At 71.0% G+C, this 13,132-nt stretch carries 10 protein-coding genes, 1 tRNA gene and 1 pseudogene; 8 read left to right on the top strand and 4 right to left on the bottom strand.

What is annotated here, in order from left to right:
• Together P3L51_RS20535 and P3L51_RS20530 are read right to left on the bottom strand one after the other, a co-directional pair.
• Positions 1-1,360: SUKH-4 family immunity protein (locus P3L51_RS20535; RefSeq protein WP_494338543.1), on the bottom strand; the 1,360-nt coding region annotated here is incomplete at its 3' end.
• Positions 1,357-2,334, bottom strand: coding sequence for an SMI1/KNR4 family protein (locus P3L51_RS20530; RefSeq protein WP_354606721.1), 978 nt, complete (start codon positions 2,332-2,334; stop codon positions 1,357-1,359). The genes P3L51_RS20535 and P3L51_RS20530, both read right to left, overlap by 4 nt.
• A gap of 453 nt (positions 2,335-2,787) precedes the next feature.
• Here P3L51_RS20530 and P3L51_RS20525 point away from each other — a divergent pair, with 453 nt between their 5' ends.
• Positions 2,788-3,249, top strand: a complete 462-nt coding sequence (locus P3L51_RS20525; protein WP_354606723.1) for a YwqJ-related putative deaminase — start codon at positions 2,788-2,790, stop codon at positions 3,247-3,249.
• 8 nt (positions 3,250-3,257) lie between these two features.
• On the top strand, positions 3,258-3,746 hold the full coding sequence (locus P3L51_RS20520; protein WP_354606720.1) for an SUKH-3 domain-containing protein: 489 nt from the start codon (positions 3,258-3,260) through the stop codon (positions 3,744-3,746).
• 45 nt (positions 3,747-3,791) lie between these two features.
• Here the strand turns inward: P3L51_RS20520 and P3L51_RS20515 are convergent, their stop codons facing one another.
• On the bottom strand, positions 3,792-5,141 hold the full coding sequence (locus P3L51_RS20515) for a sensor histidine kinase (protein ID WP_354606719.1): 1,350 nt from the start codon (positions 5,139-5,141) through the stop codon (positions 3,792-3,794).
• A gap of 165 nt (positions 5,142-5,306) precedes the next feature.
• On the opposite strand from P3L51_RS20515, the gene P3L51_RS20510 reads away from it, so the two are divergent.
• From P3L51_RS20510 to P3L51_RS20485, 6 genes are all read left to right on the top strand, one after another.
• Positions 5,307-5,378, top strand: a tRNA-Gln gene (locus P3L51_RS20510).
• A gap of 118 nt (positions 5,379-5,496) precedes the next feature.
• A complete protein-coding gene (gene glmU / locus P3L51_RS20505; protein ID WP_354606718.1) occupies positions 5,497-6,945 on the top strand; it encodes a bifunctional UDP-N-acetylglucosamine diphosphorylase/glucosamine-1-phosphate N-acetyltransferase GlmU in 1,449 nt (482 codons plus the stop codon).
• Between the two features lie 110 nt (positions 6,946-7,055).
• Positions 7,056-8,033, top strand: coding sequence for a ribose-phosphate diphosphokinase (locus P3L51_RS20500; RefSeq protein ID WP_147876881.1), 978 nt, complete (start codon positions 7,056-7,058; stop codon positions 8,031-8,033).
• Positions 8,034-8,244: 211 nt separating this feature from the next.
• Positions 8,245-8,835, top strand: a complete 591-nt coding sequence (locus tag P3L51_RS20495) for a 50S ribosomal protein L25/general stress protein Ctc (RefSeq protein ID WP_354606717.1) — start codon at positions 8,245-8,247, stop codon at positions 8,833-8,835.
• A gap of 124 nt (positions 8,836-8,959) precedes the next feature.
• Positions 8,960-9,556, top strand: coding sequence for an aminoacyl-tRNA hydrolase (gene pth, locus P3L51_RS20490; RefSeq protein WP_354606716.1), 597 nt, complete (start codon positions 8,960-8,962; stop codon positions 9,554-9,556).
• 98 nt (positions 9,557-9,654) lie between these two features.
• Positions 9,655-10,125 (top strand): hypothetical protein, encoded by a 471-nt coding sequence (locus P3L51_RS20485; protein WP_354606715.1) that lies wholly within the window; start codon positions 9,655-9,657, stop codon positions 10,123-10,125.
• Between the two features lie 120 nt (positions 10,126-10,245).
• Here the strand turns inward: P3L51_RS20485 and ppc are convergent.
• Positions 10,246-12,973: pseudogene (gene ppc / locus P3L51_RS20480) on the bottom strand (phosphoenolpyruvate carboxylase).
• Between the last annotated feature and the right edge of the window lie 159 nt (positions 12,974-13,132).

Here is a 13,132-nt window from a genome sequence, read left to right as displayed (position 1 = left end):
CACCGGGGCCGGCCAGCATCGTCGCCGCGTGGTGGACGCCACCGGGCGGAGGCATGCCGGGGGCACCGGGCGGACCCGGGGGCACCCCAGGAGCACCGGGCTGACCACCCAGGCTCGGATCGGCGAACACCGTCGCCGCGTGGTGCACCCCCCCGGGCGGAGGCATACCGGGGGCACCAGGGGCTCCCGGAGGACCCGGAGGCATCCCAGGCGCGCCGGGCGGGCCCGGCGGCCGGGGGCCGGCCTGCGGCGGGGACTGGCCGCCCAGGCTCGGATCGGCGAACACCGTCGCCGCGTGGTGGACGCCACCGGGCGGAGGCATACCGGGAACACCCGGGGCACCGGGCGGGCCGGGAGGCTGCGGGCCGCCCGCACCGGCGTGCGGGGCGAACCGCGCGGGCTGGTAGCCACCGGCCGGGGCGCCAGGGGCGCCGTGGGCGCCGGGCACACCGGGAGGGCCGGGCGGGCCGGGAACTCCCGGCACACCGGGAGCACCGGGCGGCGGCGGGGTCGAAACACCGCCACGCGCGCCGCGCGGCGGCGCCGTCGCCTTGCTCGTCGCCGCGTCGGCGATGTCACCGGGACCAGGACCGGGACCGGGAGCACCCGGCCCACCAGGAGCCGAGGGCGCCGAGCCGGGCCCCGGGGCCACCGTCGTACGCGGCAGATGGCTGCCGCTCGACATCAGCGCCGTAGGCGCCTCGGCCGCCAGACCGGGCGGCGGCGTGTCGTCGTCGTCCGCCCCGGACAGCGGCGGCGCGAAGACCGTCGCCGGAAGCCCCACGGAGGCGTCCTCACCGGCGGCGTTGGTATCCGTACCGGCCCAGGGCGTGGCCCCGGCCGGAGAACTGCTGCTCTGCGACGCCGAGGCCGACGGTGACGCCGACCGCGCGGGAGCGGGCACAGAAGCGCCCTGCCCGTATCCGCCGCCTCCCAAGGAGCCCGAACCGGAACTCGATCCCGCACCCGAAGCGCCCGGACCGCCCATCCTGTCCGCCGCGTCCTGCAACCACTCCGGCGGCGTCAGCAGGAAGGACGTCTGATTCAGGTCGATGCGCTGCGGGGCCGCCGCGGGCGCCTGGACCTGCGCCTGCGACCCGTACTCCTCCTCGTACCGCCGGATCACCTCACCCACCGGCAGCCCCGGCCACAGCGTCGCCTCACCGCTGTCTCTCGCGATCACCAGCCGCTGGAGCCCGCCGTCCGACCTCGGACCGTCCGCCCGGTCCTCCGCCCACACCACGAACCCCAGCTCGAACTCCCGCACCCGCACCTCGCGGTGCTGATACGCGGGCATGTCGCCGTTGACCCACTCGTCCGCACGTTCCTGCGCCTGAGCGAATGTCACCACCGCGCTCATCCCTCCACCGGGACGGCGCGGGCGAAGCCGCCGTCCACCATCAGGTTCGCCACCGTGTCCAGCTCCGGGGGATTGCCCGCCAGCCTCGTAAGGAAGGCGTCGAAGTCCTCGCCGCAGGGCAGCAGCAGGCGCTCCACCCGCTCCTGCACGCTCCAGCCGTCGCGGTCGCGCGCGTCGTCGTACGCGCAGAACCAGACCGAACCGACCTGCTCGCCCCGCACCTTCACCGCCAGGATGCCGCCCTGGACGAACGCCACGCCCAGATAGTCCTTGGTCAGATGGTCCCGCAGGCACTTGTTGGCGTACAACAGGTCGTTGACCGCCGCCTCTTCACGCACCGTGAAGAACGGCTGGTCCACCAGCAGCCCCAACTCCGCGTCCAGTGCCGCGCCCACCGGGGCGCAGCCGCCCGCCGCCTTCAGGAAGGTGCGGTACGCGCCGGGCAGCCGGTAGCCGAGGTCCTCCTCCACACCGAGCAACTGCTGCTCGGTCACCGACACCGACCCCTTCGGCAGCCCGAAGTGCACCGGCCTCGTCTCCTGAAGAGGACGCGTCCCGCGCTTGTCGTGATCCACCAGCGTCGTCGCCAGCCCGCCGTGATGACGAAGCAGCGCCTTGACCTCCACCGGCACCAGCAGCAGCCGGCGCGATCCGGGCGCGTGGTGCCAGGTCCAGCCGTGCGGAGTGGCCACGGCGGGGATCGTGTCCCACAGTTCGTGGCCGTCGGCGTGCAGCGCGGCGTTGGCGGACACGTAGTCCGTGAGCCGCAGTTCGTCGACACCGAAGCCCTCGGGGGGCTCGGCGATCTCGGCGGCGGCACGCGCGTACGGCGAGAAGTCCGGGAAGCCGTTGCCGTCCACCGGCACACCCCTGGGGTGGCGGGACGCCCGGACCGGGTCCGGGAATCGCACGACCTGCCCGGCGTAGGCCGCGTTCGGTGGCGCGGCTTGCTGCCCGAGCCGACCTGTCGTCATGGCGGATGCCCCCTGCTGGCTTCTGACTGGTTCGGCACAGCCTATGCGGTGAGGCAACAGGGGACGCCGCCCCTCCGCCCCTCCTCCGGCCCTCGCCGCGGCACTCGTTCGGGTGCCGGTGACAACCGGTCACCCCAGGTCACGCAACGCCGACGCCACGCCCCGATACCGCCCCGACTTCCCCACGACGTGTCACATTTGGCAGGCTGTCCCCCGCAACTCTGGGGATTGCGTGGGGATTGCGTAGGGAGGGTCAGCGCTTTGCACACAGCACAACAGGACACATCGGGAGATCCCCGCCTCGGCTCACCGAACCACTCGGGGAGACCGTCGGGGCGTCTCGTCACGGACATCACCACGAACGCCGCCGGGAAGGCACCGGCGGGGACCTCCGGCGGAAGTAACGCCGCGGCCAACGGAGCGGCCGGCGGCGGGACCTCCGGAGACCCACGCCTGAGCTGGAGCAGCACCGAACCGCACCGCCCGCCCGCACTCCGGCAGCGCCGCGACGGGATCCTGCCCGCCGTCGCCGCCGCGCTCTCGGTGCGTGGCGAAAATCTCACGTGCACCGCGGGCAAGGCCGACCAGCCGCCCGCGCTGCACCCCCTCGTACAGGACTTCCTGGACACCCTCAGCAGCGGCCAGCGGGAACGATTCACCGGTCGCTGCCCCGAAGCGATCCTGCTGTCCCGGCACCTCGCCGCCGTCGAGGGCGCCCGTTCCAAGCGGGCCCAGCGCAAGCCCCTCACCCACGGCGAGGCCCGCCGGTCCCTCAAGCACGGCAAACTCACCGCGCGCCGCATCCGCGAGGACGGCGACCCGCTCCACGGCAGTTACGCGCCGCCCTGCCGCTCCTGTACGGCGATGCTCGCCCACTTCGGCGTACGCCCCGTCGACCCGACGCAGAACGGCTGACCGCCCCGATGCCCGACCTCACCACCACCCGCTTCCCCGTGGCCGTCGACGTCGCCCTGCGCGAGGCCGGCTGGCAGCCGGGCCGCTGGGACATGCGGCAGGCCGAGGAGTGGGCGGACACGCTGCGCGCCCACGTCACCCCGGCCGGGCACGTGCACGCCGTGTTCGCGGCCGTCGTCGAGATCTGGGCGGAGTTCGGCGGGCTGACGGTGACCGGGCCCGGACCGGGGCGGCAGATCGCCCCGACGGCCGTCCGGTTCGACCCGCTGGCCGGCATCCACCTCGCCCGTACTCTCGGAGATCTAGGGCGCTCCCTGGACACGGAGATCAGCCCGATCGGCGAGGAGGGCGACGGCCAGGCCGTACTCGCGGTCGACGCCACGGGGCGCGTCTACTCCATCGACCACACCGGCGACTGGTTCCTGGGCCCGCACATCGACCACGCGCTGGCGGCGCTGGTGACGGGCGCGCAGCCGCAGCGACTCACCTCGGACTGATCACCTCGGACCGAGCCGCGCGGCACCGGGCCACGCGACAGGGCGCTACGCGGCGGCCTGGTGCGGCAGTACCGCCGACACCCGGAAACCGCCCGCGTCCGTCGCCCCCGACACGAACACCCCGCCCAGCGCGTGCACCCGCTCCCGCATCCCCACCAGCCCGTTGCCACCACTGGGCAGCCCGGCGTCGGCCACGCCGTACGACGGGCCGTTCTCCACCTGCATCGCGATCTCGGCCTCCCGGTGCGCCAGGCGCACCATCACCTTCGACCCCACCGCGTGCTTGTGCACGTTCGTCAACGCCTCCTGCACCACCCGGTACGCGGTCTGCTCCACCTCCGGCGCGTACGCCCGCGTCACCCCCTGCACGGCGAGCTCCACCACCATCCCCGCGTCCCGCGACTGACCGACCAGCGTCTCGATGTCGCCCATACCGGGACCGGCCTCCGCGGCGGCGGAGGCGGCCGCCGCAGCGGCCGCGACACCCACCGACGCCAGCGGCACCGTGGAGAGGCCCACGCCGCCCCCCGGCCCCACGTCGGCCACCTTCCGCGCCGCCTGCTGGTCCCCCGCGCGCAGGACACCCAGCATCTCCCGCAACTCCGTCAACGCCTGGCGCCCCATGTCCCCGACCAGCGCGGCGTTCTTCACGGCCTTCTGCGGATCCTTCAACGCCACCGCCTGCAACGCGGCGGCATGCACCACCATCAGACTCACCCGGTGCGCCACCACGTCGTGCATCTCACGCGCGATCCGCGTCCGCTCCTCCGTACGAGCCCACTCAGCCCGCTGCTCGGCCCGGTCCGCGAGCAGCGACAACTCCTGCTCCAGACTGTCGGCCCGCTCCCGCAGGCTCTCCATGAGCCGGCGCCTGGCTCCTACGTAGAGGCCGAGGAGTACGGGGGGCGCCGCCAGGCTCAGCGCCATGAAGACGGCGATCAGCGGGATGTACCACCGCGTCGCGGTCGCGAGATCCGCGCCCACGACATCCTGGCGCGTCCGTACGAAGGCGACGATGAGCGTCCCGACGAGCGACATCCCGGCGAGCGCGCCGATGATCCGGCGGGGCGCGTCGGAGGCGGCGAGCGAGTAGAGCCCGACCACGCCGAGCAGAACGCCCATCTCGGCGGGCGTGACGGCGACGGAGACGAGCACGACGGCCATCGGCCACTGCCGCCGCAACAGCAGCACGGACCCGACCAGCACCCCGAAAACCACCCCGAGGGCCACCGGCAGCTGAGCACTGCCCGCGAACCGGATCCCCTCGAACGCACACTCCAGGGCGGACACACCGGCCAGCCCCACATCCAGCACGACGCTGCGCCGCCGTGTCCACCACCAGAACCCGCGGGTGGTCGATCCCCCGGGCTCCTCGTGTGCCCCCGTTGTGGTCATACCGTCCAGCCTACGGGCGCCCGCGACTCAATTTCCGGCGAGTGCGAACAGCACGCGAACGGGCGGGGCGCCGAGCTATGACGTCGCGTGGAAGGGGGTTGGTACGGCATAGTGTTGGCTGCTGAATCGGCCCGCTCGGCGCGATGTCCGTTTCGGCGGCTTTAATCCCCCGTGGTGTAATTGGCAGCACTGTGGCTTTTGGTGCCATCTGTCCAGGTTCGAGTCCTGGCGGGGGAGCAAGCGAGTTCGGGTCCTGGCCTCTCCGGTCAGGACCCGCCTTCGTTTCCTTCCCGAAACCCCCCGGTATCCTGCGGATGTCAACCACCCCAAGCATCCGAAGCCGAAGGGCATTCCCGTGAGCGCCAATCGCCCGGCCGCCGTCGTCGTCCTCGCAGCGGGTGAGGGCACCCGCATGAAGTCGAAGACACCCAAGGTTCTGCACGAGATCTGCGGGCGCTCGCTCGTCGGTCATGTCGTCTCCGCCGCGCGGGAGCTGGAGCCCGAGCATCTCGTCGTCGTCGTCGGGCACGCGCGGGAGTTGGTCGAGGGGCATCTGGACGGGACGTACGCCGGTGTGCGTACCGCCTTCCAGGCCGAGCAGAACGGCACCGGGCACGCCGTCCGGATGGCCGTCGAGGAGTTGGGGCAGGCCCCCGACGGGACCGTCGTCGTCGTGTGCGGGGACACCCCGCTGCTGGCCGGCTCGACGCTCGCCGCGCTCGCCGCGCAGCACGAGAAGGACGGCAACGCCGTCACCGTGCTGACCGCCGAGGTGCCGGACGCGACCGGGTACGGGCGCATCGTGCGGGACGAGGCGAGCGGCGCCGTCACCGGGATCGTGGAGCACAAGGACGCGACGGACGAGCAGCGCGCGGTGCGGGAGATCAACTCCGGGGTGTTCGCGTTCGACGGCCGGCTGCTCACGGACGCGCTCGGCAAGGTCCGTACGGACAACAGCCAGGGCGAGGAGTATCTGACCGACGTCCTCGGCATCCTGCGCGAGGCGGGGCACCGCGTCGGCGCCTCCGTCGCGGCCGACCACCGCGAGATCCTGGGCATCAACAACCGTGTCCAGCTGGCCGAGGCGCGCCGGCTGCTGAACGAGCGGCTGCTGGAGCGGGCGATGACCGCCGGTGTGACCGTGGTGGATCCGGGGTCGGTGCTGATCGACGTGACGGTGACGTACGAGCCGGACTCGATCGTGCACCCCGCTACGCAGCTGCTGGGTTCGACGCATCTGTCGGAGGGCGCGGAGGTGGGCCCCAACTCGCGCCTGGTGGACACCATGGTCGGCGCGGGTGCCCGTGTCGACAACACGGTGGCCATCGACGCGGAGGTGGGCGAGGGGGCCTCGGTGGGCCCGTTCGCGTACTTGCGACCCGGTACGAAGCTCGGCGTGAAGTCGAAGGCCGGGACGTTCGTGGAGATGAAGAAGGCGACGATCGGCGACGGTTCGAAGGTGCCGCATCTGAGTTACGTGGGTGACGCGACGATCGGCGAGCAGACGAACATCGGCGCCGCGAGCGTGTTCGTGAACTACGACGGCGAGTCGAAGCACCACACGACGATCGGCTCACACTGCAAGACAGGTTCAGACAACATGTTTGTGGCGCCCGTCACTGTCGGGGACGGTGCCTACACCGCCGCGGGGTCGGTCATCACCAAGGACGTCCCGTCGGGTTCGCTGGCCGTCGCGCGGGGCCAGCAAAGGAATATCGAGGGTTGGGTGGCTCGTAAGCGGCCGGGCAGTGCCGCCGCGCAGGCCGCCGCCGCCGCCGCCGAGGAGCTCGCGCTCGAAAGCTGACCGGAAACAGGCGCTGCGTACAGCGCGTACCGTGATAGATGCTCACGTTCGGCTGACTCGCAGGGACGCGCGGGTGCAGTGGCAATCAACACGTCTGAGGAGACTGTGCTGTGACCGGGATCAAGACGACCGGCGAGAAGAAGCTGATGCTCTTTTCCGGCCGCGCCCACCCCGAGCTGGCCGAGGCGGTGGCCCACACGCTGGGTGTCGGGATAGTGCCGACCAAGGCTTTCGATTTCGCCAACGGCGAGATCTACGTGCGCTATCAGGAGTCCGCCCGCGGCGCCGACTGTTTCCTGATCCAGAGCCACACCGCTCCGATCAATAAGTGGATCATGGAGCAGTTGATCATGATCGATGCTCTGAAGCGGGCTTCCGCCCGGAGCATCACGGTGATCGTTCCCTTCTACGGATATGCCCGGCAGGACAAGAAGCACCGTGGACGTGAGCCGATTTCGGCCCGTCTGGTCGCGGACCTGATGAAGACGGCCGGCGCGCACCGCATCCTGACCGTGGATCTCCACACGGACCAGATCCAGGGCTTCTTCGACGGCCCCGTGGACCATCTGTTCGCGCTGCCGATCCTGGCGGACTACGTGGCGACGAAGGTCGACCGTTCGAAGCTGACGGTGGTCTCGCCGGACGCCGGCCGGGTACGGGTGGCGGACCGCTGGTGCGACCGTCTGGACGCGCCGCTGGCGATCGTGCACAAGCGCCGCGACAAGGACGTCGCCAACGAGGTGACGGTCCATGAGGTCGTGGGCAATGTCGAGGGCCGGGTCTGTGTCCTGGTGGACGACATGATCGACACGGGTGGCACGATCTGCGCCGCCGCGGACGCGCTGTTCGCGCACGGCGCCGAGGACGTCATCGTGACGGCGACGCACGGTGTGCTGTCGGGCCCGGCCGGGGACCGGCTGAAGAATTCGAAGGTGAGCGAGTTCATCTTCACGGACACGCTGCCCGACCCGGGCAATCTGGAGATGGACAAGATCACGGTCCTGTCGATCGCGCCGACGATCGCGCGCGCGGTGCGTGAGGTGTTCGAGGACGGTTCGGTGACCAGCCTCTTCGACGAGCAGGCGTAGTAAGTCCGTACGACGGGGTCCGCGTACGGGTTCCGAAGATCGATTTCTGGGGCGGCCTCCCCGCCGGGTAGACTCACGGAGTTGCTCGGCGAGGGAGGCCGCTTTCATTCGCGGCTGTCCGTTATCGACGCGCTCTTCGTAGCAGGCCTGTCGTGGCCGGGTGACCACCAGTCTCAACGTCACCTATGTGTCATCTACGAGGAGTGCAGTCATGGCTGAGGTCAAGATCACCGCTGAGGTCCGGTCCGAGTTCGGCAAGGGCGCCGCCCGCCGTACCCGTCGTGAGAACAAGGTTCCCGCGGTCATCTACGGTCACGGCGCCGAGCCCGTCCACATCTCCCTGCCGGGCCACGACCTGATGATGGCGCTCAAGACCGCCAACGCCCTGCTGAGCATCGACATCGAGGGCCGCAAGGAGCTCGTGATCCCCAAGGCCGTCCAGCGTGACGCGCTCAAGGGCTTCATCAAGCACGTCGACCTGCTCGCGGTGAAGCTCGGCGAGAAGGTCACGGTCGAGGTCGCGGTGCACACCGAGGGCGAGCTGGCCCCGGGCCCGTTCCTCCTGGAGAACGTGCTGAGCACCCTGACCGTCGAGGCCGAGGCCACGCACATCCCCGACTCCGTCACGGTCTCCGTCCAGGGCCTGGAGGCCGGTGCCTCCATCCTGGCGAAGGACGTCCCGCTGCCCGAGGGCACGACGCTGGTGACCGACGAGGACGCGGTCGTCATCCAGGTCCTCTCCGCGCAGGCGGAGGAGCCGGCTTCGGACGACGCGTCCGACGAGTCCTCCTCCGAGGCCTGAGCCTCGACGGCCTGAGCCTCAGCCGGATCCTGAGAACGGGATCCTGAGAAACGCTTTGCCCGACGGGGTGGCGGGCCGGTGCCCGCCACCCCGTTCTTCTTCGTCCTGAGGAGACGCAGCGCAGATGACGACCGATGTCACCGCCCCGTGGCTGATCGTGGGCCTGGGCAATCCCGGCCCGGGTTACGCGGCCAACCGCCACAACGTCGGTTTCATGGTGGCCGATCTCCTCGCGGGCCGTATCGGCGGCTCGTTCAAGCGTGCGCAGAAGGCCCAGGCGCAGGTCCTGGAGGGCCGGGTGGGGCCGATGGGGCCGGGCAGCCGGCGGGTGGTGCTGGCGAAGCCGCTGTCGTTCATGAATCTGTCCGGGGGGCCGGTCGCCGGGCTGCGGGACTTCTACAAGGTGCCGACGGCCAACATCGTGGCGATCCATGACGAGTTGGACATCGACTACGGCACGCTGCGGCTGAAGCTGGGTGGCGGGGACAACGGTCACAACGGCCTGAAGTCGATGACGAAGTCGATGGGCCCCGAGTACCACCGGGTCCGGTTCGGGATCGGCCGGCCGCCGGGGCGGATGCAGGTGGCCGACTTCGTACTGAAGGACTTCTCCTCCGTGGAGCGCAAGGAGCTGGACTTCCTGGTGGACCGCGCGGCGGACGCCGTGGAGTGTCTGGTGACGGAAGGTCTGGAGCGGGCACAGAGCACGTACAACTCCTGACAAAAACGCATACACCTCGCGCATTCAACGATCACTCAACGATCATTTATCGGCCACAAGTTGACCGATCGCGTCCGCATGCCCAAGGATCGCGGTCCATGAAGCCGAGCTCGTCGCAACTGGCACTGTCGGTGGGCCGTCGTGCCGCCATGGGATTCGTGGCCGCGCTGTTGCTCGCCGGGGGTTTCTGGACGTCCTGGGGCACGGCGCAGCATGTGCTGCTCTCCAAGGGCCGCGAGCACGGGACGCTGTCGGTCACCCAGTGCGGCGACACGTCGTGCACGGGCACGTACGACCCCGAGGGCCCGCCCGCGCCGCGCGCCGGGGCGCCCATCGAGCGGTCGGTGGCCGTGAAGAAGGGCCGGGACTACGAGGTGGTGCTGAAGCCCGGCACGGACGAACTGGTCCGCGCGGGCTCCTCCGGCGTGCTGCTCGCGTGGGTGCCGCTCGGCGGTGCGCTGCTGCTGGCGGCGCCGGTGGTCGGCGGCGGGCTGCGGCTGACGCGTACGGGGTGGGGTACGGCCCTGGCGGGCGCGGTGCTGCTGGCGGCGGCGTTCTTCGCGCTCTGACACCTGCCAACCGACATCTGCCGCCGTCCAACTGCCGCCTGCCGCCTGCCGCCAAGAAAACGCCAGGGCGCCGGACGAGCCGCGATCGGCCCGTCCGGCGCCCTGGCTTCGTGCCCGGGGTCAGCCCGTGTTGCGCAGCCCCGCCGCCACCCCGTTCACCGTCAGCAGCAGCGCCCGCGCGAGCAGCGGGTCCGGTGCCTCCTCGCGGGCCGCCGCCGCGCGCTGGCGCGCGAGCAGCGAGACCTGGAGGTAGGAGATCGGGTCGAGGTACGCGTCGCGGATGGCGAACGTCTGCCGCAGCACCGGGTTGGAGCCCAGCAGCTTCTCGCTGCCGGTGATCCGCAGGACTTCCTGCACGGTGAGCGCGTGCTCGGCCTCGATCGCGGTGAAGACGTGCTTCAGCTCGTCGGGCACGAGGGTGTCGACGTAGTGCCTGGCGATCCGCAGGTCGGTCTTGGCGAGGGTCATCTCGACGTTGGAGAGGAAGTTCTGGAAGAAGTGCCAGTGCTCGTGCATCTCGTCCAGGACCGGGTCGAGACCCGACTCGCGCAGCGCCTTGAGACCGGAGCCGACCCCGTACCAGCCGGGGACGATCTGCCGGGACTGCGTCCAGCCGAAGACCCACGGGATGGCGCGCAGCCCGTCGAGTCCGGCGCCGGAGTCCGGGCGCCGGGAGGGGCGTGAGCCGAGGTGCAGGTCGGCGAGCTGGTCGACAGGGGTCGCCGCGAAGAAGTACGCGGGCAGGTCCGGGTCCTCGACGAGCTTGCGGTACGCGCCGTGGGCCGCGTCCGACACGGTGTCCATCGCCGCGTCCCAGCGCGCCAGCGCCTCGTCGGACTGGCGGGGCGCGGTGTGCAGCGCGGACGCCTGGAGGGTGGCGGCGACGGTCAGTTCCAGGTTCTCCCTGGCGAGGGCGGGGATCAGGTACTTGTCGGAGATGACCTCGCCCTGCTCGGTCACCTTGATCTCGCCCTCCAGGGTGCCCCAGGGCTGCGCGAGGATCGCGTCGTGCGAGGGGCCGCCGCCGCGGCCGACGGTGCCGCCGCGGCCGTGGAACAGCCGGAGGCGGACGCCGTAGCGGTGGGCGACGTCGCGGAGCCGGCGCTGGGCGCGGTGGATCTCCCACTGGCTGGTGGTGATGCCGCCGAACTTGGAGGAGTCGGAGTAGCCGAGCATGACCTCCTGGACGTCGCCGCGCAGCGAGACGAGCTTTCGGTAGGAGGGGTCGGCCAGCATCTCGTCGAGGATGATGTCGGCGGCGCGCAGCTCGTCGGTGGTCTCCAGGAGCGGCACGATGCCGATCTTCGCCCAGCCGGCGTGCAGGTCGACCAGTCCGGCCTCGCGGGCGAGGACGGCGGCGGCGAAGACGTCGTCGGCGCCCTGGCACATCGAGATGATGTAGGACTCGATGACCTCGGGGCCGAACCGCTCGAAGGCCTGCTTGACGGTGTGGAAGACGCCGAGGGTCTTCTCGCCGGCGGCGGGAGCGCAGTTCCTTGGCGAGCAGCTTCTGCCGGTAGTCGCGCGGCATGTCCGCGTACCGCCAGGACTCCTCGCCGAGGCGGTCGAAGAGCTGGCCGAGCGCGTGGTGGTGGGCGTCGGCGTGTTCGCGTACGTCCATGGTGGCGAGCTGGAGCCCGAACGCGGCGAGCGTGCGGATCGTGCGGTCCATACGGCCGTCGGCGAAGAGTCCGCCGCGGTGGGCGCGCAGGGAGGTCTGGATGAGGGTCAGGTCGTCCAGGAGCTGCGAGGTGCCGAGGTAGTCGCGGCCCAGGCTGTGCGGGGTGCCCTTGGCCAGGCGCTCGCGGGTGTTGACGAGCTTCTGCCGGATGCAGGTGGCCTTGAGGCGGTACGGCTCCTCCGCGTTGAGGCGCTTGTACCGGGGGCTGATCTCGGGGAGGCGGTCCAGGTCGGTGGCGAGCGAGTCCAGGAGTTCCTGGGTGGCGCCCGCGTACCGGATGGAGTTGGAGAGCTGGCCGCGCAGCTGGTCGATGAGGTCGAGCGCGTCGGTGATGCCGTGCTCGTGCTGGAGGATCAGCACTTCCCAGGTGACGGCGGGGGTGACGTTCGGGTTGCCGTCGCGGTCGCCGCCGATCCAGGTTCCGAAGCTCAGGGGGCGGGTGCCGGGCGGCAGCTCGACGCCGACGCGCTCCAGTTCGGCGACGAGGTCTTCGAGGACGTCGCCGACGGCTTCGGCGTGCAGTTCGTCGAGGTAGTAGATGGCGTTGCGGGCCTCGTCGGCGGGCTCGGGCCGTACGACGCGCAGCTCGTCCGTCTGCCAGATCAGGTCGATGGACTCGGCGAGGCGCAGGTCGTGGCGGCGCCGGTCGGCGGCGATGACCGGGACTTCGAGGAGTTCGGCGATGCGGCGGAGCTTGTTCAGTACGGAGCGGCGCGCGGCCTCGGTGGGATGCGCGGTGAAGACGGGGCGGACGCTGAGGTTCTTGACCGTCGCGCGCAGGTGCTCGGGGTCGGCGTCCTTGAGCCGGTCGGCGGTGCGGGCGAGGAGCCCGCCCTCGGCCTCGCGACGGTCGCGCATCTCGCGGCCCCGGTGGACCTGCTCGGTGACGTTGGCGAGGTGGAAGTAGGTGGAGAAGGCGCGGACGAGCTTCGCGGCGGTCTCCAGGTCGGTGTCGCCGAGCAGCGCGGCGGCTGCTTCGCCGTCCTCGCGGGTGAGGGCGCGGACACGCTCGACGAGGTCGAGGAGTTCGGGGCCCTCCTGGCGTACGAGGGTTTCGCCGAGGAGGTCGCCGAGCCGGCGAATGTCGGAGCGCAGCTCCACATTGGCCGTCGCGGCGCCTTCGGTCACGGCGCCCTCGGCGGTCGGGGTCTGGTCGGCACTGCTCACAGGTGCGGCTCCTTGCAGTGTTCGAGCACGTCGGGAGGAGAGGTTCTGGAGAGATTGTTCGACCGGACCGCGCTGTCCGACGTCACAAGGATAGGTGTCCTTCGCGCGTCGTTATCCACAGGCCCCTTGTCGCGTGCCTTCTCGCTGCCATACTTACGT

This window comes from Streptomyces panacea (assembly GCF_040560175.1).
Classification (GTDB): Bacteria; Actinomycetota; Actinomycetes; order Streptomycetales; family Streptomycetaceae; genus Streptomyces; species Streptomyces panacea.
This window is presented reverse-complemented; position numbering and strand designations above follow the sequence as displayed.